Source organism: Streptomyces sp. NPDC053493 (assembly GCF_044544825.1).
In the GTDB taxonomy this organism is placed as follows: Bacteria; Actinomycetota; Actinomycetes; order Streptomycetales; family Streptomycetaceae; genus Streptomyces.
The window spans coordinates 173,702-199,422 of record NZ_JBITXS010000009.1 but is presented as its reverse complement, the minus strand read 5'-3'; the positions used below and the strand labels follow the sequence as shown (position 1 = coordinate 199,422).

At 68.1% G+C, this 25,721-nt stretch carries 19 protein-coding genes; 11 read left to right on the top strand and 8 right to left on the bottom strand.

Annotated features, from left to right (window positions below):
• Window positions 1–4: 4 nt before the first annotated feature.
• The gene (locus tag ACIGO8_RS24925; RefSeq protein WP_399734693.1) at window positions 5–1,240 is read left to right on the top strand and encodes an acyltransferase domain-containing protein; all 1,236 of its coding nucleotides are present in this window, start codon (window positions 5–7) and stop codon (window positions 1,238–1,240) included.
• Between the two features lie 121 nt (window positions 1,241–1,361).
• Here ACIGO8_RS24925 and ACIGO8_RS24920 read toward each other — a convergent pair whose 3' ends face one another.
• The 4 genes from ACIGO8_RS24920 to ACIGO8_RS24905 all read right to left on the bottom strand — a co-directional run bounded on the left by ACIGO8_RS24920 (window position 1,362) and on the right by ACIGO8_RS24905 (window position 5,839).
• Window positions 1,362–1,976 (bottom strand): DNA-binding response regulator, encoded by a 615-nt coding sequence (locus ACIGO8_RS24920; RefSeq protein ID WP_399734690.1) that lies wholly within the window; start codon window positions 1,974–1,976, stop codon window positions 1,362–1,364.
• A 29-nt stretch (window positions 1,977–2,005) separates the two neighbouring features.
• A complete protein-coding gene (locus tag ACIGO8_RS24915) occupies window positions 2,006–3,292 on the bottom strand; it encodes a sensor histidine kinase (RefSeq protein ID WP_399734688.1) in 1,287 nt (428 codons plus the stop codon).
• A 94-nt stretch (window positions 3,293–3,386) separates the two neighbouring features.
• On the bottom strand, window positions 3,387–5,663 hold the full coding sequence (locus ACIGO8_RS24910) for a TOMM precursor leader peptide-binding protein (protein WP_399734685.1): 2,277 nt from the start codon (window positions 5,661–5,663) through the stop codon (window positions 3,387–3,389).
• Window positions 5,660–5,839 (bottom strand): hypothetical protein, encoded by a 180-nt coding sequence (locus tag ACIGO8_RS24905; RefSeq protein WP_399734682.1) that lies wholly within the window; start codon window positions 5,837–5,839, stop codon window positions 5,660–5,662. Before ACIGO8_RS24905 ends, ACIGO8_RS24910 begins: the two co-directional genes overlap by 4 nt.
• 317 nt (window positions 5,840–6,156) lie before the next feature.
• Here ACIGO8_RS24905 and ACIGO8_RS24900 point away from each other — a divergent pair, with 317 nt between their 5' ends.
• From ACIGO8_RS24900 to ACIGO8_RS24880, 5 genes are all read left to right on the top strand, one after another.
• Window positions 6,157–6,984, top strand: coding sequence for a BTAD domain-containing putative transcriptional regulator (locus tag ACIGO8_RS24900; protein ID WP_399734679.1), 828 nt, complete (start codon window positions 6,157–6,159; stop codon window positions 6,982–6,984).
• A gap of 271 nt (window positions 6,985–7,255) precedes the next feature.
• Entirely contained in the window at window positions 7,256–8,905 is a 1,650-nt protein-coding gene (locus tag ACIGO8_RS24895; RefSeq protein ID WP_399734676.1) for an acyl-CoA carboxylase subunit beta, read from the top strand.
• 145 nt (window positions 8,906–9,050) lie between these two features.
• Complete coding sequence (locus ACIGO8_RS24890) at window positions 9,051–11,114, top strand: hypothetical protein (protein WP_399734673.1); 2,064 nt, start codon at window positions 9,051–9,053, stop codon at window positions 11,112–11,114.
• A 148-nt stretch (window positions 11,115–11,262) separates the two neighbouring features.
• On the top strand, window positions 11,263–11,817 hold the full coding sequence (locus ACIGO8_RS24885) for a hypothetical protein (protein WP_399734670.1): 555 nt from the start codon (window positions 11,263–11,265) through the stop codon (window positions 11,815–11,817).
• Window positions 11,818–11,942: 125 nt separating this feature from the next.
• A complete protein-coding gene (locus ACIGO8_RS24880; protein WP_399734667.1) occupies window positions 11,943–12,257 on the top strand; it encodes a hypothetical protein in 315 nt (104 codons plus the stop codon).
• A gap of 786 nt (window positions 12,258–13,043) precedes the next feature.
• Here ACIGO8_RS24880 and ACIGO8_RS24875 read toward each other — a convergent pair.
• Both ACIGO8_RS24875 and ACIGO8_RS24870 read right to left on the bottom strand, forming a co-directional pair.
• Window positions 13,044–13,643, bottom strand: a complete 600-nt coding sequence (locus tag ACIGO8_RS24875) for a tyrosine-type recombinase/integrase (RefSeq protein ID WP_399734665.1) — start codon at window positions 13,641–13,643, stop codon at window positions 13,044–13,046.
• A gap of 340 nt (window positions 13,644–13,983) precedes the next feature.
• Window positions 13,984–14,454, bottom strand: coding sequence for a helix-turn-helix domain-containing protein (locus ACIGO8_RS24870; protein WP_399734662.1), 471 nt, complete (start codon window positions 14,452–14,454; stop codon window positions 13,984–13,986).
• Between the two features lie 956 nt (window positions 14,455–15,410).
• Here ACIGO8_RS24870 and ACIGO8_RS24865 point away from each other — a divergent pair.
• Entirely contained in the window at window positions 15,411–15,971 is a 561-nt protein-coding gene (locus tag ACIGO8_RS24865) for a methyltransferase domain-containing protein (protein ID WP_399734659.1), read from the top strand.
• 149 nt (window positions 15,972–16,120) lie between these two features.
• Here ACIGO8_RS24865 and ACIGO8_RS24860 read toward each other — a convergent pair whose 3' ends face one another.
• Window positions 16,121–17,428: a DGQHR domain-containing protein gene (locus ACIGO8_RS24860; RefSeq protein WP_399734656.1), complete on the bottom strand. Its 1,308-nt coding sequence runs from the start codon at window positions 17,426–17,428 to the stop codon at window positions 16,121–16,123.
• 26 nt (window positions 17,429–17,454) lie between these two features.
• Window positions 17,455–17,970 (bottom strand): GIY-YIG nuclease family protein, encoded by a 516-nt coding sequence (locus ACIGO8_RS24855; RefSeq protein ID WP_399734653.1) that lies wholly within the window; start codon window positions 17,968–17,970, stop codon window positions 17,455–17,457.
• A 744-nt stretch (window positions 17,971–18,714) separates the two neighbouring features.
• On the opposite strand from ACIGO8_RS24855, the gene ACIGO8_RS24850 reads away from it, so the two are divergent.
• From ACIGO8_RS24850 to ACIGO8_RS24835, 4 genes are all read left to right on the top strand, one after another.
• Complete coding sequence (locus ACIGO8_RS24850) at window positions 18,715–19,890, top strand: cysteine desulfurase family protein (RefSeq protein WP_399734650.1); 1,176 nt, start codon at window positions 18,715–18,717, stop codon at window positions 19,888–19,890.
• 61 nt (window positions 19,891–19,951) lie between these two features.
• Window positions 19,952–21,058 carry a DUF4007 family protein gene (locus ACIGO8_RS24845; protein ID WP_399734647.1) on the top strand — a complete coding sequence of 369 codons (1,107 nt, stop codon included), beginning with the start codon at window positions 19,952–19,954 and terminating at the stop codon, window positions 21,056–21,058.
• Between the two features lie 2 nt (window positions 21,059–21,060).
• Entirely contained in the window at window positions 21,061–24,669 is a 3,609-nt protein-coding gene (locus ACIGO8_RS24840) for an ATP-binding protein (protein ID WP_399734644.1), read from the top strand.
• Window positions 24,666–25,502 carry a phosphoadenosine phosphosulfate reductase family protein gene (locus tag ACIGO8_RS24835; protein ID WP_399734642.1) on the top strand — a complete coding sequence of 279 codons (837 nt, stop codon included), beginning with the start codon at window positions 24,666–24,668 and terminating at the stop codon, window positions 25,500–25,502. Before ACIGO8_RS24840 ends, ACIGO8_RS24835 begins: the two co-directional genes overlap by 4 nt.
• The last annotated feature ends 219 nt before the right edge of the window (window positions 25,503–25,721 follow it).

The window sequence follows — 25,721 nt, the reverse complement described above, 5'->3', positions numbered from 1 at the left end:
AGATGTGAGCGGAACGGCACCGGGCGGCCCCGACGAGAGGGTCTTCGCCGCCTGGCTCTCCGAACGGGTCGCCCGATACGCGCGGCGCCGCGTCGGCGACGAGGAGGACCTGTCCCTCTGGGGACTCGACTCGGTGGCCCTGCTCAGCCTGGTGGGGGACATCGAGGCCGAGTTCGACCACCTCTTCGACCCCGCCGACATCTGGGGCCATCCGACGATCCGCGACCTGGCCCAGTACCTGGCGATGCGCCAGGGCATGTGCCGGCACTCCGGCCGGGTCAGGGCGGCGTTCGTCTTCACCGGGCAGGGCAGCCAGCATCCCCGGATGACCGCCGGGCTGCACCGCGAGCTGGCCGCCTACCGGCGCCATCTGGCCGCGGCCGACGAGGAGATCGCCCCGTATCTGGGCCGGTCGGTCGGCGAGCTGATCCTGGACGGTGATCCGCGGGTGCACCAGACGGCGCTGACCCAGCCCGCGCTGTTCGCCGTCGGCTACGCCCTGGCGATGACGCTGGTGGAGGCCGAGGGCGTGCGTCCGGTGGCCGTGCTCGGCCACGGCATCGGCGAGCTCGCGGCCGCCGTGGTCGCCGGGGCGCTGTCCCTTCCCGACGCGGCCCGGCTGGTGTGCTGTCGCGGCGCCTTCATGCAGTACCTGCCGTCCGGCGGCGGGATGATGGCGACGTGTGCCAGCCCGTTCGAGGCGGCCGACGCGGCCGCGGACGAACCGCTGGTGACCATCGGCGCGGTCAACGCGGCGCGCGCCACGGTGCTTTCCGGTCCGGTCGACGGCCTGGAGCGGGTGCGCGAACGGCTGGCCGCGGTGGGCATCGCGAGCACCTTCCTGGAGGTGACGCACGCCTTCCAGTCGCCGCTGATGGAGCCGGTGACGCCCCGCTTCGAGGCCGCGGCCCGGCATGTGTCGGGCGGGTCCGCCGTACTGCCGTACTACTCGACGGTGTACGGCCGTGAGTACGGCGAGCCGCTGACCACCTCGTACTGGACGGAGCAGATCACGGCGCCGGTACGGTTCGCCGACGCCGCCCGGCGGATGCTCGCCCAGCAGGCCCCGAGCCATGTGGTGGAGATCGGTCCCCGGGCGGTGCTCACGCCGTTCCTGCGGCGGATCGCCGGCCCGCGGGGGCCCGCGTGTCTGGCGGTGTGCCGCGGCCCGGAGAGTGACGCGGTGTATCTGGCGGGCGTGCTGTCGACGCTGGACGCGGGTCCGCTGGCGGAGGACTGACGCGACGCCGGACGAGGCGGGACGGGGGCCCGGCGCCGGACCGGCCGGGACGGGGGCCCGGCGGTCCACCACGGGTGCCGGGAGCGGCGGCCTCCGGGGCCTGCGCGGTGGTGCCGGCGCTCTACGGGATCCAGCCGGCCTCCTCGGCGATGCGGATCGCGTCGATGCGGTTACGCGCGTGGAGCTTGTCGACGATGGCCGTGAGGTAGTTCCGTACGGTGCCCTGGGTCAGATAGAGGTGATCCGCGATCTCCACGGCGTCGGCGCCGCGCGCCGCCAGCCGCAGCACCTGGGTCTCCCGGGGCGACAGCGGGTTGTCCGGCGCCTCCCAGGCGCTCAGGGCGAGTTCGGGATCGATCACCCGCTGACCGGCGGCGACCGAGCGCACCGCCTGGGCCAGTCGGGACGGCGGGGAGTCCTTGAGCAGGAAGCCCGACACCCGGGCGGCCATCGCCCGCCGTAGTGTCCCCGGCCTGCCGAGGCTGGTGAGGATGAGGGTGCGGCACTCCGGCGCCCGCTCGTGCAGCTCGCCCGCCGCGGTGAGACCGTCGACGCCCGGCAGGTCGATGTCGATGACCGCGACGTCCGGACGGGCCTGGAGCGCCGTCGGCACGATCAGGTCGCCGCGCGCCACCGAGGCGACGACCTGGAGGTCCTGTTCCAGTTCCAGCAGCGCGATCAGCGCGCCGCGGACCATGTGCACGTCCTCGGCAAGAAGGATCTTGATCAGCAGCATGTGGCTCCCCCGATGTGTCCAGTGTGCACTCAGACAGCGCGTCTGCCCGCTTCTCCGAGCCGGTCCGCCGCGCCACAGGCCGTCCGGTGTCCGTGGGCCGGCAGCAGCTCGGCCTCCTCGGCCTTCGGGGGCCGGAGCGGAGCGGTCGCCGTCAGCCGGAAGCGGTTCCCTGCGACGACTCCGGCCGTCATCTCGCCGCCGATCGCGGCGAGCCGGGCGCACAGGTTCCCGAGACCGCTGCCGCGGTCGGGGTCGTCCGGCCGGTCCGGCGCGACGACACCGTCGTTGACGAGCGCCAGCCGCACCGACTCCCCCTCGACCCGCACCGTGACGGTGCACGTCTGCACCTTGCTGTGCCTGAGCATATTGGTGACGCCCTCGCGCAGGGCGGTCGCGAGCACGGTGTCCACCAACGGGTGGAGCCTGCCGCAGTCGATGTCCACCTCCGTCTCGACGTCGGCCGCCGCCATGACCTCGGCCACCGACTCGGCCTCCGCCGTCAGCGACATGTCCCGGTAGCCGCTGGCCACCAGGCGTACGTCGGCCAGCGCCTGCCGGGCGACGCCGAGCACCGAGGCGACCTCCTCGCGGGCCCGTTCGGGATTCACCGGCACCAGACGGTGGATCAGCTCGCACTTCAGTGTGATGGCGGAGAGGCTGTAGCCGAGCAGGTCGTGCAGGTCGCGGGCGAAGCGCAGCCGTTCCTGCGTGACCGCCATCCTCGCCATCTCCGCCCGGGCGTCGTGGACTTCGCGCACCAGGTCGGTGAGCCGGGTCAGCCCGTAGATGACGAGCCCGGTCAGCGCGGTGGACACGGCGTAGTAGCCGGTCTCGAGCGCCGGGGCGCCGCCGCTGACGGACCAGCCGAGGATCGTGATCGGGACCGCGCCGTAGCAGGGCCAGGCGATCCGGCCGGGAAGCATGAGGAGAATCGATCCGGCGAGCGGTCCCGCCATGCTTCCCCAGGCGACGCCCAGCCACACCATGGGTGCGAAGGTGAGCGCCGCCTGCGTGCCGAGCACGACCGCCCTGCGCCGGCCCGACCAGCGGCGGGCCCGCGGTGAGGTGAGCAGCATCTGCACCGCGTAGAGCAGGACGACGGCGGCCGTGCACAGCACCAGGCCGGGTGTGGTGCGGACGACGTTCGAGACGTTCAGCAGGGTGACGACGCCGTATCCCGCGAAGACCACGGTGCTGATCCCCTGGGCGAACCGCGGCGCCAGCACGTCCCTGGCCCCGCCGCGACTCCTGCCTTCCTCCGGCAGGCCGTTGACGCGGATGAGGTCGTTGTCCGAAATCCGGAAACGGCCCGCCATGTGTCGACTCCTCGCGTGGATGTCGGGAGTGTGCAGGACCGAACTATAAGCCGACACCTGCCGCGTCCGGGACCTTATGGCGGCTTAACAATGACTACAGCGCGAGAGGTACGGGGTTCAGCTCCTCGTAGGGCGTTGACCGGCCAAGATGGCCGAGACGGACCGGTACGTCATAGAGCCGCCCGGGTGCGAATCTGGCGTAGAAGTGCCGTAGTCCCGGCACCAGGACCTTGACCACCGGAATCTCGACGTCCGGGCGGGTCTGGTCGAGAACCAGCAGGTCGAGGCCGTGCGCCGTGACGAGCGAGCAGATGTCCTCGACATCGGCGAGCAGGTCGCCGTTGCGTACGTACGGCCGGAACGAGCCGGGTGTACGGGCCGACTGCCCGGGATCGGGCAGGAGTTGGGGCTGCACGGGCACGGGCGGCGCCGCACCGGCGGTCGCCGGAGCCAGCAGCTGCACCATTTCGGTCACCGCCCGGCGCAGTGCGAGCCGGGGATCGAAGTGGGCCCCGAAGCCGTAGACGACGTCCGGTACGCCGTGAACATCCTGGATGTCCGTGGCGTCGGAGCCGCTGCGGCGGGAAGCCGCCACCACGACCGGGATGCCCAGATCGGAGGTGAGGTCCAGGGCCCACAGGTGGCGGCCCGCCCGTCCGAGCGCCTCGCGCAGCCCGGTCAGCCACGGCTCGTCGAAGGCGTCCAGGTCGATGCCCGGCTGGCGCAGCCGGTTGTACCACCACAGGGACACCGCGTCGCGCTCGACGAGCTCCAGGAAGCCCTGCACCAGGGCGTCCTCGAGGCTGCTGCCGGCCGCGTTGCCGTTGGAGTCGGCCCACAGCCCGTCCCGGGAGCCGCCCGGCGCGCAGTCGAAGTACAGCGTGGAGGTGGGCAGCAGCCGCTGCACACCGGCGGTGAGCGACCACACCGGCGTCCACTCGGTGGGCCGGCGCGGGTCGAAGGGCGCGCTCACGTGGTGGAAGGGGCTGTGGGAGGCGTTCCAGCGGTCCCGGTCGGCGTACTGCCGTTCATGGAACAGCTGGTACGTGTTGGGGTGGACGGCCGCGTCGCCGAGACCGGCCAGCGAGTCCGTGACGGTCGGCTCGTCGCCCTGCCGTGCACCGCAGTAACGTTCCACCGCCTCGCACAGCGCACTGGCCCGGGCCTCGGCCGCCGTCGTTCCCTTGCCCGAGCTGCGCGCCCGCAGCACCCGGTGGATCCCGGCCGGGGAATGCCCGCGCAGGGCGAGGTTGTGCCCGGAGTCGTAGGCGTGCAGGCCCTCGGGCAGCCCGCCCATGGGGCGGACCTCCGTCACGATGCCGGTGACCGGTCCGATCAGGTCCCCGTACCGCCGCAGCATCTGCTCGGCCGACAGCGCCCGGTCGTTGCTGCCCGCGCCCTCGGCCTTGGGCCGCGAGACCGGCACCACCGGCCGCCGGGTCCGCTCGGCGACCAGCGTGGGATCGCCGCAGACCGGGCACTGCGGGCGGCGCCGTACCGGATGGTGGGAGGTGCGCAGCGTGAGGCTGTCCAGGACGCACACGGCCCGCTGCTCCGGACCGCGCAGTCCCGCCAGCCACTTGGCCGTCTCCAGGACCGCGCTGTGCAGTCCGACGGCGCGCACGGCGGCCAGCGAGGGCGCCGGACGGACGCCGGGCCGGTCCAGGCCGAGGACCTGGCGCACCGACAGCTCGCCGCGGCGGTGCTCGCGCAGCCGGTGCGCCAGGCAGGACCAGCACGCGCCGTCACCGCCCGGCTCGAAGACCGGGCCGGTCCACGGCTCCGCCGCGAACGGCCTCGCCAGCAGCCACGGACGGCCCGCGGCCCGTAACCGGGCGGCGACGTCCGCGAGTTCCGGCATCAGATAGTCCTCGGCGAGGACGAGCGCGAAGTCGGCGTCGGCGTCCTCGCCGACCGGCGTGATCCCGGAGGCGCGGCACGCGGCCGCCGCCGCCGCGCCGTCCACGTCGCCGACCCGGATCAGCGCCACCGGCCGGCGGCACACCTCTCCGTCGGCCACCGCGCCGTCCAGGCCCGCGCGGTCCCAGTACGCCTCCGCCGAGTGGCGCTCGGGCGCGGCGGGCGGACCCGGCACGCCGTGGCGGTAGCCCAGGAGGTTGGCCTCCGCCAGCCGCCGCACCACCCGGCGCGCCACGTCCGCGGGCATCGACGCCGAGGCCTCCCGCAGCAGTTCGGGCAGCGTGCGGCTGCCGTCGAGCAGCTCGAACAGGGTCTCCGCGCCGGCGCCCCGCAGCGCGGTCACGTCCTCGTCGGACCACACGAACACGGCCTCTCCCGGGACGGACACGGCCCGCACGTGGCGCTTGAACGCCACGAACGGGCCGCGGGCCGGGTCCTGCCCCTCGGTCACGCACCCGCCCGGAGGTCGAGCACGGAGGAGATGCAGGTGCACCAGCTCGCGCGCCCGCCGTCCGCGCGGCTCAGGCTCTCGACGAGGATCTCCCCGAGCGGCCCGGCCGCCGGCCCGGAGTCCCCGGACCACGTCTCGGACTCGGAGAGACGAAGGATGTCTTCGGTGATGTTCATGCGTACCCCCAGTGAATGAACGAGACTGGCGGGCGGACGAGGCACTTGAGACGAGGCATCGAGAAGACGAACCGCGTCGCCCGCTTCACAACCGTCCGCGCCGGACCGGAAGGGGCCTCGGCGTCTGATTCGAAAGTCTGCTGTCCTGTTTCGAACTGCGGCAGTGCGACGCTCATCGGCGGCCCATGACATTTTCATGATTGGGGTCGTGCGCACCTCACTGGGCCCCGACCGGGCCCCGGTGCCAGTCTCATGGGCCGGACTCCGAACAGGGCCGTCACGGGGACGGACGGCCGTGGCCCAAGGGGGAGAAACGTATGGAGATCCAGATCCTGGGGTCGCTCGCCGCGCAGGAGCGCGGCGTTTCCGTGGTACCGAGCGCCGCCAAGCCCCGCCAGCTCCTCGCTCTGCTCGCCCTGCACGCCGACCGGGTGGTGTCGGTGTCCACTCTGATGGAGGAGATCTGGGGCGAGTGCATCCCGCGCAGCGCCTCCACCACGCTGCAGACGTACATCCTCCAGCTGCGCCGCCGGCTCACGCTGGCCCTCGACGGCGACGGCGGGGCCGCCGGCGACCTGGCGGGCGCGGGTCCGCGGCGCGACGCCAAGGACATCCTGGTCACCCGCTTCGGCGGCTATCTGCTCCGGGTCGAGCCGGGCCGGGTCGACGCCCACGAGTTCGAGCGGCTCGCCGCCACCGGCGGCACCGCCTTCGAGCTGGGCGACTACCGCGCCGCCTCCGACCTGCTGCGCCGCGCCCTCGCCCTCTGGCAGGGGCCCGCCCTGGTCGACGTACCGGCCGGGACGGTCCTCGAACTGGAGATCCTGCGGCTGAACGAGGAGCGCACCACCGCGCTCGAACGCCGCATCGAGGCGGACCTCCGCCTCGGCCGGCACGCCGAGGTGGTGCCCGAACTGCGCGTCCTGGCCGCCCGCAACCCGCTCCACGAGGGCTTCTGCGCCCAGCTGATGCGCGCCCTGCACCGTACGGGCGGCAGCTGGCGCGCCCTGGAGGCCTACCAGCGCCTGCGCGACTCGCTGGTCCACGAACTGGGCCTGGAGCCCTCCACGGCCCTGCAGGAACTCCACCGCGCGGTGCTGTCGGGCGACGCGGACCTGGTGCTGCACCGGGCGGCGGGCGGCTGAGGAGGCGGGGGCGGCGTCCGGCGCGCGCCGGACGCGGGGGCGGCCGGCGGCGGCGACCGGCGGCGGACGCGGCGCCGGGCGCGGCGGCAGCCGGCGGCGGGCGTCGGACGCACCGGACTCGGCATACTCGGCGGACTCGAAGGCCTCGGCGGACTCGGCGGACTCGGCGGACTCGGCGGACTCGGCGGACTCGGCGGCTCGAGGGTCCCTGTCGAGCGTTCCTCCAGGCGACGTGCCGGGAGCTTCGAGGAGCCCTCCCTACGCTGCGCCAATGACGACCTTCGACGAACTGCTCGCCCCGGCCTCGGCGCCCGCACCGGCGTCCGAGGTCGCGCCCGAGACCGCCTCCGAGACCGCCTCCGAGGCCGCACCGGATCTGGGCCGCTCCACCGACGAGCTGAGACGGCTGAAGGAGGAGCTGAGCCGGGGCCCCGATCCCGAGGCCACCCGGCGTCAGCACGCCAAGGGCAAGCTGACCGCACCCGAGCGGCTCGAACTCCTCTTCGACGAGGGCACGTTCACCGAGATCGAACCGCTGCGCCGGCACCGCGCCTCGGGCTTCGGCCTGGAGGCGCGCAAGCCGCACGGCGACGGAGTGGTGATCGGCTGGGGCCTGGTGCACGGCCGCACGGTCTTCGCGTACGCGCACGACTTCCGCGTCTTCGGCGGCGCCCTGGGCGAGGCCCACGCCGAGAAGATCCACAAGGTGATGGACCTGGCCGAGGCGGCGGGCGCTCCCGTCGTGGGCCTGAGCGACGGCGCCGGCGCGCGTATCCAGGAGGGCGTCACGGCGCTCGCCGGCTACGGCGGCATCTTCCGCCGCAACACCCGCGCCTCCGGTGTGATCCCGCAGATCAGCGTCATCCTGGGCCCGTGCGCGGGCGGCGCCGCCTACTCCCCCGCGCTCACCGACTTCGTGTTCATGGTGCGCGGCACCGCGCAGATGTTCATCACCGGCCCGGACGTGGTGCAGGCGGTGACGGGCGAGCGGATCACCCACGACGGCCTCGGCGGCGCCGACGTGCACGCCTCGCGCTCGGGCGTGTCCGGCTTCGCGTACGACGACGAGGCGGAGTGCCTGGCCGACGTCCGCCACCTGCTCTCCCTCCTGCCCGGCAACAACCGCGAACTGCCGCCCGTCGTCGCCACCGACGACCCGGCGGACCGCCGCACCGAGGCGCTGACCTCCCTGGTCCCCGCGGACCCGCAACGGGCGTACGACATCCGGGCGGTCATCGAGGAGATCGTCGACGACGGCGAGTACTTCGAGGTCCACGACGCCTGGGCCCAGAACATCGTGTGCGCCCTGACCCGCCTGGACGGCCACGTCGTCGGCGTGGTCGCCAACCAGCCCACCGCGCTCGCCGGCGTCCTCGACATCCACGGCTCGGAGAAGGCCGCCCGCTTCGTCCAGTTCTGCGACGCCTTCAACATCCCGCTGGTCACCCTGGTCGACGTGCCCGGCTTCCTGCCCGGCGTGGACCAGGAGCACAACGGCATCATCCGCCACGGCGCGAAGCTGCTCTACGCGTACTGCAACGCGACCGTGCCCCGCATCTCCCTGGTCCTGCGCAAGGCCTACGGCGGCGCCTACATCGTCATGGACTCCCGCTCGATCGGCGCGGACCTCTCCTTCGCCTGGCCGACCAACGAGATCGCGGTCATGGGCGCGGAGGGCGCGGCCAACGTCGTCTTCCGCCGCGAGATCGCCGCCTCACCCGACCCCGACTCCACCCGCGTCCGCCTGATCAAGGAGTACAAGTCCGAGCTGATGCACCCCTACTACGCCGCCGAACGCGGCCTGGTGGACGACATCATCGACCCGGCGGACACCCGCTCCACCCTGATCCGCTCCCTCGCCATGCTCCGCGCGAAGCACGCCGACCTCCCGGAACGCAAACACGGCAACCCGCCGATGTAGCCCCCGCCGCTCCCCTTCGCCCCAAGTGCACTCTTCCACCCACCCGTTGAGTTGGGCACGATTCCCACCGACCTCCCACTCTCGCCCCGCCTCTTCTGGAAGACTTGAACTCCTCAGCCGACCGGAAGCACGGGCACGGTGACACATGGACGATCTTGTCTCCTTCGACGAGCTCTTGACCCTCCTTCCCACCGGACGCTTCGTCGGCGAGGCCGGCGAAGCGTTCAGGATCGCGGAATCCAGGGACTCGTTCGTTCCACCCGACCTGAAGGTCGTGGAACGCAGCGACGCACCGAAGATCACGCTGATCTCCGCCCGGGGCGCGACCGGGAAATCGCGCCTCGCGGAGCAGGTCTCGTCCCTCAAGCAGGTGCCCCTCTGGCTGCTCGACAAGGACAAGGCGGTGAGCGGGGACGCCCTGCGGGCGCGGCTGCGGGACTACACGAGATCGTCGGACGCCCTGGAGGAACTCTCCGTGGACACGGGGCGGTTCCTCCTGGTCGACGCGCTGGACGAGGCGCGGATGCGGGTCTCGGGAGCGTCGTGGTACGAGTTCGTCCAGACGCTGCGCGAGACCTCGTCCCACAGCCACTCGCTCGTCCTGTTCGGCCGTGAACGGGTGCTCGAGGACATCTGGGCCCACCTCCCGGGCGGGAGCATCGACTGGTTCGAGATCTCCCACTTCGACGCGGAACAGCGCAACAAGTACGTGGACTTCCGGGTCGGCGACGCCCAGAACAAGGCCGGAGAGGCGTACATCGCCGCGCGCGACACGGTCATCGGCGCCCTCGCCGGAGCGGTCGAGGGCAGCGAATCCGAGTCGTTCGTCGGATACGCCCCGGTCCTCGACGCCGTCTCCCTTCTCCTGGAGAAGGGCGAGAACCTGCTGAGGATCCGCAGCGCCTTCGAGGCGGAGGTCGGCAACGGGCGCAGGATCGAGGTCCTCGAACAGATCATCCACCAACTCCTCAAGCGCGAGCAGAAGAAGGCCGACAAGCTCGCCGAGCAGCTCAACCTGTCGCCCGAGGCGATCTACACGCCGGCCGAGCAGATCGACTGGCTCGCCCGCGACCTGCTCGGTACGGCGCCTCCGGAGCTGGCCTGGTGCGAGGACTCCCTGAAAGGGGAGTACGCGAACAAGATCCGGCCCTTCGTCGAGGACCACCCGTTCCGCTCGGAGAACCGCTGGTCGAGCCCGGTCTTCTCGGCGTACATCGCCGCCGACCGCCTCGCGGACATCGCGATCCGCGAGAAGCTGCAGGAGGTGGGGGTGTCCACGGGCCTGCTCTTCGAGTTCGTCTCCGCCAAGGACGAGGAACTCCTCATCGACGAGTGGCAGTTCGCGGCACTCCACTCCTCGCTCATGGCGTCCGAGCGCCACGACGTGGAGGTCTCGGCCGGCATCTCGGGCCACGATCCGCACCTGGTGGCACCCGAGGACATCGACGAACCGACCGTGCCCGGCGAGCTGACCCTGTGGGAGAGCTCCGGGACTCCTCACGTCATCTCGTTCGAGCTCTTCCTCGACAAGGCCGGAGTGCTCGACCTGAAGGGCCCGCTGGCCTCCCTCTCCCTCACCTTCCCGTCCAAGGTCACCGTCGCCTCCTCCTCCGGCACCGCCAACTTCGGACCGGACTGCTTCATCCGCTGCAAGGACCTGCTGGTCTCCACCGACACGGTCCAGGTCTCGCTGCGCCAGAACGGCATGACGAACAGCACTCCCGACGGCGGCGCGAGCGTCACCTTCGAGGTCGCGGACCACTTCCTGTGCGAGGGACGGCTGGTCGGCAATCCGCCCAAGGACAGCTTCGAGATCCTGCTGCCCGAAGGAGTCTCCGTCGGCTACCCGTGGATCACCTACCAGCGCACCATGGAGCCCCCGGGTGCCGAACCCAACGAACGCGCCCTCCGCTTCGTCAAGATGCTGATGAACCTCGCCCGCAACCACGGCCACAAGGGAACGCCCGCCGTCTTCAACAAGAAGCTGGAGGGACGCCAGTCCATAAAAGGCGCCGAGTTCCGCAAAGTGATCTCCGTGCTCCAGAAACACGGCGTGGTGACCCTCGACGGCCCGATGATCCACCTGACACCCGACTGGGTCCCGCACCGCTTCTCCGGCAAGGAACGAGAAGGCGTCCTCACCTTCGACAGCAAACGCGACGTCTGGACCCCCATCGTCGACGCGGTGGCCCACGCCATGGGCCAGTGACGCCACTTTTCCGCATCCGGCTCCCGTGATCCGGCCGGAACGCCATCATGGCCCCATGGCCGCTCTCCGCCCCGTCCAATTGCTCAGCGCCCATGTCCGGTCCGTCCTGGGTGAGGGACCTTTCCCTCCGCCCGGTGGCTGGACTCACATGGGCGCCGTCATCTGCGATGTCAGCTTCCAGGCGCGCCGCAAGTACGAGTCGACCATCCGGCCGCGGCTCGTCCAGCTGCAGTCGGCATGGCCGGACGCCGTCACCGTCCGTGGCTTCCAGGCACGACTGGCCACGGAAGACCTCGGCGTCGCCATGAGGTTCAACAGCCCCGGCAGAGTCGCGACAGCCCATGCCCTCACCAGTTTGCTGGCCGCGCGAGGTGTCGACACCCGCGATGAACTCCACGAGTGGCTCGACCACACGGACAACCGTGCGGCCCTTCGACGGGTGAAGGGGATGGGACCGAAGAGCGTCGACTACATCGGCAACCTGGTCGGCCGGTCACAGGTCGCCGTGGACGTGCACCTTCGCGCCTTCGCTGCGGCTGCCGGCGTCCCCGGCCTCCCTTACGAGAAGCTGCGCGCCGTGTACGAGGAGACAGCGGCCTGCCTCGGCCACGAACCCGGCGGCCTGGAGCACGCCGTCTGGCGATTCCAGTCACGGCGCGCCGCCGGCGCGGCTCATGTACAGCCTGCCGCCCCGTGCACGTAACACTCCCGGCATGCTCCCACTAGTGGGGAAAACCGGGCGCGCGCAAGCCGCCGGGCGGGGCCATGATGGTCGTAGGCGCCAAGAACATGGGTGCGCGCCGCCCTGAACGAAGAGCGTGATCCGTCATGAGCATCCCTCCGGGGAGCACTCCCCCATGGCAACCACCCCCGCCTCCCCAGCAGCCCCTGCGCAAGAATCGCCGGATCTTCCTGTGGGTCTTCCTCGCCGTCCAGCTCCTCTTCCTCATCTGGCTGATCACCGGGATCGCTTCCGGCGCGGGCTCGCCTGAGGACTGTGACACGCTCGATCAGAAGACCTGCAACGATGCCGAGACCGTGGGCACCGCGATCGGCGTGGGTCTCATCCTCATCCTCTGGGCCGTCGTGGACGTCATCCTGGGCATCACGTACGCGGTGTACCGCTTCTCGAAGCGGTCGTAACCCTGTGCACCAGCCGATAGAGCCGGACCACACACGGGATCAGGTAAAGCCTCGTCGGAGGTCGAACTCCGGCCCACCGCCAGTCATGGGGGGCTCAGCCTTCCGCGTCCCGTTCCTCCTGACCCGCTCGCCGGCGGCGCGCCCGTTCGGCGATACCACTGGAGAGCTCGTCCTTCACCGAACTGGCCCTGTCGAGGGTTTCGTTGCCGAGGTTCCTGGCGGCATCGACACCCTTCGCGCCCGCCTCCAGCGCCCTGACCCTCACCTCAGCCGCCGCGACCGCCCATCGCCGCGTCTCCGACGACTGGCGACCGGACTCGATCCCGAGTCGCCTTTGCAGAAGACGCCGCCCTTGAGGCGCCACCCCTCAACTCCAGATCCAGCGAGGAGCCAGGGCCGGCCAACCCGCGCGGCAGTCGGCGTCATCGATCAGGCAATGCGCCGCTCGACAAGCCGGCGGGTCAGCGTGACTCCTACTTCACCGGCTCCAGGATCGCCACGCACTCCACGTGGTGGGTCATCGGGAAGATGTGGACCCCTGGGGTGGCGAACAAAGCCGCAGCTCAGAGCCTGTTTTCCTCTGCTCTCCGAGTGGCCGTGCGTCAAACGAGTCACCAGCGTCGGCGTGCGTCACGGGCTATCGCCACTCTTGCCGTACCGCCCTCGAGGGGTGCCCTGGCCAGGGTAGCGGAAACGGGTACGGCGCCGCCGGCCACACACGGAAAGGGGTGTGGCCGGCGGCGCCGGGGAAACGCCATGTGCGAGGTGGACGGGAGTTACCTACCGTCACCGACGGCGAGCATCCGTGGCCGGGCTCGAGTTGGCCCCCTCTGGAACGATCAGTTGGGAGTCCAGCCGCTGCCACGCTCCGAGGACCGCTTGGTGAGCATTGGGGGCGAGGTGCGCGTACCGCTGCGTGGTCTGGTAGCTCTCGCGCCCGAGCAGGTGCTGCACCTCGTACAGTGCCCCCCCCTTCTGAACCAGCCAGGACGCACAGGTGTGACGCATGGAGTGCGGCGGGTAGTGCGGAACCGGCCGGTTCGTCCCGTCAGGTTCTGTGTAGTGCGCGCGCTTGACCGCGGGCCACCATGTCTGGGTCCGCCAGTTGCCGTCGTCGAGCAACCGACCGGACCGGCCCTTGGTGACAGTGGTGAAGACGACTCCCGCGCGGTCGCGCCCGCGCATGAGGCGGGCAAGGGCGTCGAGAACGTGCTCGGGGATCGGGACCTCGCGGCGGCTCTTCGAGCTCTTCGGGTACTCCTTGATCCCTGACTTCGTGTTGACCTCCACGACGAACAGCCGACCCCGCCGCCAGTCGATGCGGTGCCTGTTGAGACCGGGCAGCTCTCCCCACCGCAGGCCGGTGTAGAAGGCGAGCAGCGCCATCGTCTGCCACGGCTCTTCGAGCTCATCGAGGATGGCGGGCCTCCTCGACGGTGAACCACTGCGGCGGCTTTACCGCCTCCCGGGGCAGGTCGATGCGCCTGCAAGGCGTCACGGAAATGAGATTCTCGTCGACCGCCGCTCGCATGATGGAGGACATCAGGTTGTAGGCCCGCCGGATCGCCGAGGCCCCCTACTTGTCCACGACCAGCTTCCGGACCCAGGACTGCACGTCCATGCGGGAAATCGCACGCACTTCCCAATAAGACCAGTACGGAGAGATATGGGTACGTATGCACGAAGCGTCTCCTCGCTGCGTATGGGGTTCCACGACGCGGGCTTTTCACCAGCGGTCGTGCCACTCCCCAAACTTGATCTTCCCCGCCTGCGGATCCTGATACGCATTCCGGCGGAGTTTCGCTTCCTGGTCCAGGCCCCACTCGCGGGCTTGCGACCGAAGGGGAAACGTTTCAGTAAACCGCTCGCCAGTATGGTTGCTGACAGTGGCCTGCCAATTTCCGGAGGCCAGCTTGCGCAGGTACGGCATATTCCCTTTCCGATTGTCTTCGGCATGACGACGGACCTCGCCACAACACGTATGGGTCGGGCTCAGCTCAGCGCGGGGCCAGGCGGCAGTGCGCCGCCGGACCAGTTCATGCACGTCCCTGCTCGGGATGCGGACACGCGAGCGCTCGTTGCCAGTGCGCAGGTCCACGACCGACAGCTCACCCGAGGAGATGTACCGGTAGACAGACCTCCGGCTGATGTCGAGAATCTGGGCAACGTGGGGGACAGAGAGCAGGGTTTCGCACATGGTCGGGTCTTTCACTTCGCCCTGGGGTTCCGACGACGCCTACGCAGTGACTGCGCAGGGCATGGTTCGGGCCGCAGCGGATATGGACAAGGAAGCCCGCACCACGCCACCGCCAAGGAGTCGGCGCGAACTACGTCAATAGTCTGGAGAATCCCCGGTTTGGCTAACCGGGGATCGTCGGTTATATGTATGCCGCCTCGCGGGTGCGAGGCGCCGTCCAGAGGAGTCAGGTGCCCAACCAGAGTGACCGCGGCGATCGCCATTGGGCCTCGTCTTCAGAAAGCACAATCCCGTCGCTGACAAGATGGTCGAGGTTTCGGGTGACTACCCTCTCCGAGCCCACCGCGCGGGCACCATGTCCGGGACTCACGCATGGGCTCGCGGCCACGCGGGCGAGGACCACTCGATGCTGGCGGTAGACATCTTGGAGAAGGTCGTCGGCGAAGAGGCCAGTCGCACAGACACAGGGACGAGTCGGGGCGGTCATGCCGCCTTGGCCAAGGGGCGGGCGCGAACCCCCTGCGCATAGCGCTGAGGGTGATCAGAAGGGGAGCCGTCAGGCGCAGAGAGACGAGAACGGGCTTGGGCAGAGGATCTCCTGAAGCGCTGGCGCAATCGAGGGCGCAGCGAGCCCGACAGCCGTGTAGAGCACCGGGGCCTTGCTGACCTAGGGTTTTCGTGGACGTTGTACGTTGACATCGTCCCAGCGCACATTCCAGTCCTTCGCGGCTCTTCTCCGTCTGCCAAGGGCGAACCTTCCGAGCGGGGTGGTGATTGGTGCCTCGAGCGGGAAACTTGCCACGGGGTCGGGCCAGCCTTGGCACGATCACACGCATGACGCCGCACCTCTCCTTGACGTCACCCAGGCTGCCGCAGTCGACGCCTACGTTGCGGTGGACGCGGCGGGCCCACCGATGCCGCGTCCCTAGTTTGACCGCGGCCGAGAGGCGTGAAGGATGTCGATCAAACGGGAGACGGCAGGCAGCCGGAAGAGGTACTGGAAGTGCCCGGTGGAGTCGGACGAAATGAAGCGCAGAGCGCTGCGCGCCGGGACCGAGGGGTTGGCCAACCTGTACGAGCAGGTCACCTTCGATGAGGTGCACCGCCAAGTGCTCCACCTGATTCCGGTTGAGCCAGCGAGAGTCTTGGAGATCGGAGCCGGCGCTGGGAGAGATGCAGCCGCCCTGTCGGCCCGGGGACACACAGTGGTTGCGGTAGAGCCCTCGGATGAGTTCCGAGGCATTGGGCAGCGCGTCCATGCCGGTCACAGAATCCAGTGGGTGAACGACAAACTGCCTGAGCTAGGCACCGTGGCTCGCCTGAATCGGCCTTTCCAACTGATCATGCTAACGGCCGTGTGGATGTTCCTTCACGGGGGCGAGCGAGATCGCGCAGTGAGCAGAATCCAAGAACTGCTAAGTGAAGGCGGCCGCCTCGGTGTGGTACTGCGCATCGGACCGGTGCCGTATCTGCGACGGAGACTGTATCTCTCGCCGCCGCTCGAGGGCTCAGCCTGATTCACGAGAGCACCCAGGCCGACTCGCTCGGGCGTCCGGACGTCACGTCAGCGAAGTTGGCCTTCAGGCGACGGCACATCGAGACACTCAACTCCCTGAGGCAGGGCAACGATCACATTGCCCTGCCTCAGGACGACGGGTCCCAACATTCAGGAGGCGTCAACCGACGGCAGATTCTTGGCGAGCTCGTCCGCGGCAATCGGGTATCGCTCGTTCTTCACGGTTCGGTACGTCCTCATCGCTCGTTCGATCTGCGCCCTGGAGTTGGGCGCCAGGTGAGCCAGCAAGAGCTCAAACAGGGCCGTGTTGTTGTCCTTGGCGGCGATCATCTTGCCCTTGCGACTGGCACTGTCAGGCGTTTCCTGCCAGACAGCGCTGAACGGGGGTGCAGACATTCGCCATTCCAGCTCGGACAGTCGCTCCAGCAGGCGCGGCCAGTCAAGGAGCCCCTGGTCAATGATGTGCCGGGCAGCACGCGCAACCTGTACCTGCACAGCAGGCCTCATGAACGGATGGCCTTCGCCGTCGCGGCCCTTCGGGGCACGCAGCTCCTTAGGCGCCGACTGTGCCTCGTAGCGTTCACGCATATTGCCGCACGCCTTGAGTAGCTCGTCGATGCGCACGGCCAGATCGTCGTAGCTCTCATCGAGCACGTCGTCTGCCGCCCGCTGCGACGTCTTGCTCATACTGTCGTGGAGTCCGAACCCGAGATCGGTGAGCAGGTCGTACAGCACACCGATCGTCGTCCAAGCGGTACCGGTTACTCCCACTTGGCGGGTGGCGAGCTTCAACTCTCCGTCTGCGCCGACCTTACTGAAGACCTGAACCACGCCGTCCTGCCGCAGGAACTCGTGATCGTCGAGAAGCCGGCGGGTCAGGATCGCGAAGCCGTCGTCCTCATCCAGAGCGATGTTCTCCTGCGCTGTCGTCTTGACCGCGTTGCGGTTGATGTTAGTGAAGAGGCGACGCGTGCGCCTCCGACCTTCTTCGTTGTCGAAGTGGGGCACGACGATGACGCTGATGTCTTCTCGGCCGAGCTCAGGATTGCGCTTCACGGCATCCTTGATCGCCTTCAGCCGGTGCTGACCGTCAAGGGCGAAGAACTGGTGGGTGCCGTCGAAGGTGAGGACGCCGAAGTTGCCGTCCATGCCGGACAGCACGTCGCTGTTCTCAGCCGTCTTCTCCATTTCCAGTGGGATGTACTCGGGCGCCCCCCCCCACGCTGCAACGATGATGGCGCCCAGGAACCGGTTCTCGTTCGTGAGCAGGTAGTTCGTGATCTCGGTGGTGCGAGCGCCTACACCGCGCTGGGTCATCGTGCCCAGGTCCTGGTTCCCACCTAGGTCATGAGCGAAGTTGATCTCTCGCGCCACTGCCGCGTAGCTCATGAGGCAGGAGTAGTACGTCCAGTTCCCAACCTTCGCTTCGAAGGCAGGAACCCACGTCTTGGAGGGCATCGTTTTCTCTTCCTACTGTGCGGTGATCAGGCTGACCAGGCGGAACGGGGACTACCGAGACGGGCTCGAAGCTTCGGCCGGCCGCGGTCGTTGAGCGGGGGGTTGTACAAGCGAATCAGCCTCTTCTCCAACCCCTCGATCCGGCTGCGCTCGGGAACCGTGGCGCACCAGAACTCCAGTGGCCGCAGCGAGAGATACCGGGTGAGACGCTGGTTGCGGTTCTCGGGCTCGGCCTGGGTCCAAAGATCCTCCGGATTGCCCCGCAGGTGGCGTCGGTAGTCCTTGTACCGCAGCCGGATCGTGTTGCCACGATCGTTGTTCGATGCACCTGCTTGCCCGATATACAACAATTGCGGGAAGCTGCCGTGCGTCGGCATCGTGCCAACGTGGAACTGGAACGGCGGCCGCCAAACGAACATGTAGAGCCCCGGATCGTCGGGCAGGGCCGGCGACAGCTCCTCCGTCGCCTGGTGGATCTCCCAGGGGCTTGCGAACTCTCTTAGGTCAGAGGCGAGTTGCTCAGAGTTCGTCGCGTCCAGCATCCGGAGCAGACCCACCTCGATCTGCAGGGCGGGGCTGTCATCCTCCCGGTACCTCTGAACGACCCGAGTGAGTGCGTCCGTACCCGAGATGCTTGAACTGGTCATGCCTGACGAGCCCCCCATGGCGTCGTAGTGGTGATCGTCAGTTTGCCAGGTGCCACTGACAAGTCATCAGGGGATGACAGGTATTGCTACCTTCAGGACAGCCGATTCACGCCACGCCGCCTCTACCGTGACGCCCCGGTCGCCCCCACCGCCAAGGCGGGGCAGCAATGGCCGAGGACAACCCTCCACACCCAGCCACTGCTCCGCCTCGCACAACGATGAGACCCTCGGCTTGATCGACCAAGAGGCACGCCAGCGCCGTTATCCACTAAATCGAATACACATTCGGGTACGGTATGGAAGCTGGCGGAGATTCTTGTGGCATCCAGCGAGCCGCCACGCCGCTCCTGGTGGACGACCGACACGAGCGCTAGCCATCCGCCAGGAGTGCAACTTTCTGCGGCAATGAGGGGCTGCCTCAGAGACCGCGTGACCATGGAAAGCGCAGGTCAGGCGTCTCTGTCGCCGTCAAACCGCAGGCGTTCCCCCCAGCCTCAGCCGACCCTTATCCACTCAAGCGGTCTCCGCGCCCTCGGGGCGTTAGATAGGATCTCAGTGCACTCCTGGTCGAAGATGAGCGCGGCCCGGCCTGAGCCGCCAGGAGTGCCCGAGGTGCACAGCGGCAAATGGGAGCGGAACATGGCAGGGGACCTGCAGGACGTAGACGTGGTGTACCTCGACTACAACGCCAGCGCTCCCCTGCGGCCAGAGGCCCTAGAGGCGACGCTCAGCGCACTGCGAAGCGTCGGCAATGCATCAAGCATGCACCACCCCGGCCGCGACGCGGCCACCCGGGTCGATGCAGCCCGCCGCAGCCTTGCTGACCTGCTGCATTGCACCCCAGGCGAGATCATCTTTACGTCTGGTGCTACAGAAGCAAACAACCTCGCTCTGCGGGCCGGCTACGCCCGCGGCGGCTTGCTGGTGACCACTGCTGCTGAGCACCTGGCCGTGGTTGAGACAGCCCGTACCGTCACATCAGAGCAGCCCGGCTCCCTGCTCATTCTTCCGGTCGACAGGGACGGCACGGTCGACCTTGAGCCTCTGGGTGCGGCGCTCGACAACCAGCGGGTGGCGCTCGTCTCCCTCATGCTGGCGAACAACGAGACCGGGGTGCTGACCGACCTGGCCCCGGTCTGTAAGGCCGCTCACGAGGTCGGCGCTCTGGTCCATACCGACGCTACACAGTTCGTCGGACGCCTCCCGCTCGACCTTGGGGAGCTCGATGTCGACCTGCTCTCCCTCTCAGCCCATAAGTTCGGCGGCCCGCAAGGTGTCGGTGCCCTCTTCGTGCGTCGTGGAACGCCCCTGCCGCACCGTCCACTACTCGTCGGCGGCGGGCACGAGCGTGGGTGGCGGGCCGGCACGCTCAATGTGGCTGGAATCACGGGGCTAGGGGCTGCTGCTCAAGCCGCTCGCCAACATCTTGCCGATGAGGTGGCCAGGGTCAGCGCATTGCGCGACGCCCTAGAAGCCGCTCTGACCGCCGAGATCGGCGACTGCTGGATCAACGGAGCCCGCGTTCCTCGTCTTCCGGGAGTAACCAGCATTACGTTCCCTGGCCTGCCTGCCGACGCAGTCCTCGCGGCCATGCCGCAGGTGGCCGCGTCCGACGGGAGTGCATGCTCGTCAGGAGCTCCTAGCCCCAGTCACGTGCTTCTCGCCATGGGGCACAGCCGTGACGACGCGGACTCCACTGTCCGCTTCTCCCTCGGCCACGCAACCACCGAACGCGACATCGAACGGGCCGCGGCTGCGGCCATCGACGCCGTTAGACACGTCCGGTCGGTCATGGCCGCGACGACCGAGCCCTGACCGGCGTTATCCCCACGCAGACACGTTCCCTCTCGATCTTGCTCTTGAAAGGCCCCCTCGCATGTCAGACAGCCGGCTCTCTGAAGCCGTGGAGCTCTCCTTTGGGCGCCACGAAACATTTGCCCCGCGTTTCGGCTGGCTGCACAAGGCGTATATGCAGGTCAAGCACGACCGTGAGATCTTCCACCGCGAGGATGCTCCTGTCCTGCTCGGCGTGGGCAAGAACATGGTGTATTCGATGCGCCACTGGTCGAAGGCGTTCAAACTCACCAAGGAGCACCCGCACGAGGACCCCTCCTACCGAGCCTTGATCGCATCTCCGACCTGGCGTGCCCGGTGGCTGCTCGACGAAGAGGGAGCAGACCCCTACCTCGAGGACACGGGCAGCTTGTGGCTGCTGCACTGGTGGTTGCTGTCGAATGACACTGAAGCCAAGTGCTGGGCGCCGAGCTGGTACATGATCTTCAACCTGGCACCCCGCTCCCGAGTCACCTCGGCGGAGATGACCAGCTTCATCACGCGCCACGTCCACGAGAACTTCGAGGAGAAGGACTGGCCCGCTGGCGAGTCCATCTCGCGAGATGTGGAATGCATGATCAAGATGTACGCACTGGACCAGGAGTTCAACCCGCTGTCGCCGGGTAGCTTCGAGGACCTTCTCATGTCCCCCTTCCGTGAACTTGGCTTGCTGGAAGGCCAGGGCAAGGGCAAGGAGCGCGCCTGGCGCTTCACAAACGGATCGCGTTCGAACCTGCCGGCGCCCGTTCTCGCGTACGCCTGTCTGGACTTCGCCGCGCGGTCCTCGGCGAACGCCGGATCCATCTCGCTGGCCCGACTCGCGCAGGACCCGGGATCTCCAGGCCGGGCATTCCGCATGCGGGAACCGGACCTGGCAAAGGCTATTGAATCTCTCGTCAGCGACCACCCGGACCTGCAGATCGTCTCGGCGCTCGGTCAGAGCAGCCTGGCCTTCTCCAAGGCTCCTCTGCCGCTTGCCTGGGACATCCTCGACGCACACTACGGACGCGTGCGCGAGCGCGAGGGATTCCCCACGCCCCAGGAATGGACCAAGAAGTACCCCGCGCTTGACTGCAACGCTCCCAAGCGGACGCGTAAGAAGATGCCCCAGCAGGTCGAGGCGCTGGACCTGATCGAGGAGATCGCGTAACCATGGCAACGAAGACCATTCAGCGCCCTCAGCAGGTCGCTCCTGTACAGCTGCCCGCGGGTATCTCCCTGGTCGGCTCGGAGCTGCGCTCCACCAACCTTGAGCGCGATGTCGAGGAGAAGCACCTCAACGACCCGTACGTGGGAGCCCGCGCGCTCGACGTACTTGATCGCGTCACCAACGCCGTGGCCAATCTCCGTCGCACGCGCGCCTGGTCGTTCACTGGTCCGTACGGTTCCGGCAAGTCCACCCTTTCGAACCTCTTCGATGCCTTCCTCGGCCACGACGAAACCCGACGTGCCGAGGCCGAGGCTGCGGTCAGGGCCAGCAACCCTGGACAGGCCGCTCGGCTCGCCCGTGTACGCGATGAGCTCAGCGACAAGGCAGGCTTCCTCGGCGCTGTTGCCACGGCTCGACGCGAACCTCTCGCCGCTACCGTGCTCCGTGCTCTCCAGACCGCGGTCGAGCGCAAGTGGAAGAAGCGGGTTCCGAAGGAAATCGGCCAGGCCCTGGCCGCCTGCGCGGAAGGCAAGGTCCCGAGCCACGAGAGCATCACCAACGCCGTCGCGGCCCTGTGTGACCGGCACCCTCTGCTCCTGATCATCGACGAGTTCGGCAAGAACCTCGAGTACTCCGCCGCTGCCGGCGACTCGGGTAGCGCCGCGAGCGACGTGTTCTTGCTGCAGATGCTAGCCGAGAGGGGCGCGGGCCCCTCGGGCATGCGGCTGTTCATGTTCACGCTGCAGCACCTTGCATTCACTGACTACGCGGCCCGTTCCAGCGCCATCCAGACCCAGGAATGGGCCAAGGTCCAGGGCCGCTTTGAAGACATCACCTTCGCTCCGAACCTCGGCGACGCAGTCCACCTGATGCGGCGGCGCCTCGATTTGACGGGCGTCTCGGAGCCGGGTCTCGAGCTCATCCGGCAGCAGGCCGACGCAGCGGCATACGCCTGGAAGCAGCACGCCCTGCGCGCCGTCGTGGATATCTCCGCGGAGATGTTCGCCGACCTCTACCCTCTGCACCCGCTCACCGCTGTCGCCGCGCCTCTGCTCGCCGCGCAGATCGGCCAGCACGACCGCAGCCTCACCGGCTTCTTGGCCAGCGACGAGCCGAACACGGTCCGCCGAGCCCTGGAGACCTTGTCGTCTGAGGCTCCTGAGCGGGCATGCACCATTCGCCTGCCGCAGCTGTACGACTACTTCTTTGCCTCAGGCCGTACGACCATCCTCGCCTCGACTAAGGCCAGCCGCTGGCTCGAGGTCGACAACCGTCTCAATGAAGCCCACGGATTGCCCACGGAGGACCAAGACGTCCTCAAGGTGATCGGCGTCCTCAACCTCATGGACGCCGACGGTGCGTTGGGCGCTACCCCGCCCATGATCCAGTTCGCGCTGAATGACCCGACGGACGCACTCGACCCGGATCGCTTCACTGCTCTGCAGGAGCGGTTGGACAGGCTTGTCGAGGATGGCTTCCTCGTTCACCGTGCCTACAGCGACGAGTACCGGGTCTGGCAGGGCACAGACGTCGACATCGATGCACGGGTTCGAGAAGTGGCCACGCGCATCGCCCCGGCCGACGTCATGAACTACTTCAGCAAGCACCTCGGGACTGTGCTCCCTGCGGCGGTCGTTGCTGGCGGACACAGCCAGCGCACCGGCATGTTGCGCTACTTTTCCACGGCGGTCAGCCACAAGAGCGAGAGGCTCAAGGGTCCTCAGGTTGTCCAGGATGCTGCTGACGGCCTGATCGTCTACCACCTTGGACCGCTGGAGACCCGCCCTGCGGTGCAGTCACCGCTGCCTGTGCTGATCGGCACCACGAAGAACCCGGAGGCCGTTCTCCAAGCAGGCATCGACCTCGTCGCGCTCGAGGAGCTCCTCGACGACGACACCATCGACCATGTCGCCACCCGCGAGATCGAGGAGCGTACAGCGCACCTGTCTCAGACCATCGGCGCCCGCTTGGACGAGGCGTTCAATCCTCTGAGCCCGCAGTCCAACTGGTACCTGTGGCACAAGGGTACTGAGGTCCAGGGTGATGACTGCGAGCCCATCGAGGCTCGCAGCTACGCCAACCTGGCGTCTCAGGCTTGCGACCGGGTATACCCGCATACCCCGCACATCCGCAACGAGATGGTGGGACGCCACCAGCTGACCAGCAACGGCGCCCGTGCCCGTCGTGAACTGCTGACTTCAATGCTGCAGCGTTCGGGCAACCCCCTGCTCGGATACGACAGGACGAAGTACACGCCTGAGCGGGCCATTTACCACGGCGTCCTGGAATACCTCGGGCTGCACCGCGCCGCCGGCGAGACTGAAGCCGGAACCGACACCACGAGCATCCTCACGCATGGTCTGTCGCGCCCCAACGCCGAGAAGAACCCCAGCATCATCAAGGCTTGGGAAGCCCTTGAGGAGGCCCTGACCGGCGCGAAGCAGGCCACGCCTATCGTCGACATCTACCAGCAGCTCATGGCACCGCCCTACGGTGTCAAGGCTGGCGTCGTTCCGATCCTTGTGGTTACCGCGCTCATCCTGCGGGCTCAGGACGTCGCCCTGTTCGAGGACGGCAACTACTGCCAGCGACTCACTCCGGAGATCGTCGAGAGGCTCAACGTCCCGTATCCGGATCGCTTCACGATCAAGGCTTCCCCCACGGGCCGCGGGCAGCGCCTCCTCGTCGTCAACAGTCTGGCCAAGGCACTCAATGTCGATACCCCGCGCTCCCGGGCTGCCCGTAACCCTGCGCTGCTCGGCGTGACTCGGGCGATGCTCGAGCGCGTCATGGTTCTGGAGCCCTATGCCCTGAAGACTCGTCGGCTGAGCGCCGAGGCGCTCGCGATCCGCGACGTGCTTTCTCAGGCCACCGACCCCGACGAGCTGGTCTTCACCTCTCTGCCCGCGGCGTTGGGCTTTGAGCCGATCGGGGCTACGGCACCTCGGGACGAAGAGGCAGCTAAGGCGTTCGTAACCAGCCTGACGGCAGCGCTCGACGATCTCACCGGTGCCGGCGCCGCCTTGCGCCAGGAGGTCGTGGCCACGATCGGCCGCGAGTTCCGTCTGCCAGCCGAGATCACCGGCCTTCGCACCGGACTCACCGAACGGCTGCTCGGTTTCGCCAACGCGCCGCTCGAGCTCAACCTGCAGGGCTTTGTCTCCCGTGTTCTCAACGAGAGCCTGCCGGACGAGGACTGGCTCGACCCGATCATCATCCGCCTGGCGAACCGAGCTCTAGGAGACTGGACCGACAAGGACGCCGCGACCTTCCCGCGTCAGGTCAAGGAGGTGGCCCGCGCGCTCGACCGTGTGAGCCACCTGTACGAAGCCCACACGGCTACCGATGAGGCCAAGGACGAGACGACCGCCTCCCGGCAGATCGACACCCATCTGCTGACGCTCACCACACCTCAGGGGACCGAGGAGCGCACCCTCATCCACGTCCCCAAGCAGTCCCGCCGGGTGGCCGACGAGCTCGTTGTCAGTGTTATCAGGCAGGCTGAAGAAGCACTGGGTCCCGACGGCGCACGAATCCTTCTCGCCGCCCTGGCCGAGCGCCTGGCCGTGCAGGACTCCGACGCGGCCCCGACGACGAAGGAGATGCTGTGACCGACACCAACAGCCCGGCGGGGCAGAAGCGCCACGTCCTCGGCCTGTCGGGAGGCAAGGACTCCTCCGCTCTCGCGATTCACATGCGTGACCGGGTGCCGGAGATGGAGTACTTCTTCTGCGATACCGGCGCCGAGCTGCCGGAGACGTACGAGTACCTCAACCGCCTTGAGGCCGCTGTCGGCAAGCCGATCGTGCGACTCAACGCGACCCGCGATTTCGACCACTGGCTCGAGGTCTACCAGGGCACGCTGCCCAGCCCTCAGATGCGCTGGTGCACCAAGAACCTGAAGCTCAAGCCCCTGGAGGAGTGGGTCGGCGATGACGAGGTGATCTCCTACGTCGCGATCCGCGCCGATGAGAACCGCCTCGGCTACGTCAGCACCAAGCCGAACATCTCCGCGGTCTTCCCCTTCCGGGAAGACGGTATCGACCGAGCGGGCGTCGACCGCATCCTCGAGGAGGCTGGCATCGGTCTGCCGGCGTACTACGAGTGGCGCACTCGCTCGGGCTGTTACTTCTGCTTCTTCCAGCGCAAGCACGAGTGGGTGGGCCTCAAGGACCGCCATCCGGAGCTGTTCGAGAAGGCCATAGCGTACGAAGAGAAGGTCAACTACCGGCGCACTGCGATGCAGGGCCGGGAGTACACCTGGTCCCAGGGCGAGTCGCTGCACGAACTGATCGCCCGCCGGGACGAGATCGAGGAAAAGCACCAGGCCGCGCTCGACCGCGCAGCCAAGCGTGTGAAGCCGAACCGCCCCCTACTTGAGATACTCGCTGACGCCCACGACGAGGATGACGACGAGGCCGGCTGCGCCGTGTGTCACCTGTAGAGCTCTTACACGTTGAAGGGCCTTGCTGATTTCGGTCTATGCCGAAGTCAGCAGGGCCCTTTCCGTTTGGATACGATTCATCAGGCAGTCTCCCCCCTTCCCGAGGTGCCCCTTTCCAAGGCATACCGCCAGATTTCTACCTGCCGAATCCTCAAATCCGCCGCGTCCAGGGCAGATCTAAGATTGCCAAATGACCAGGTGTGCCAGTAACTCAAGACT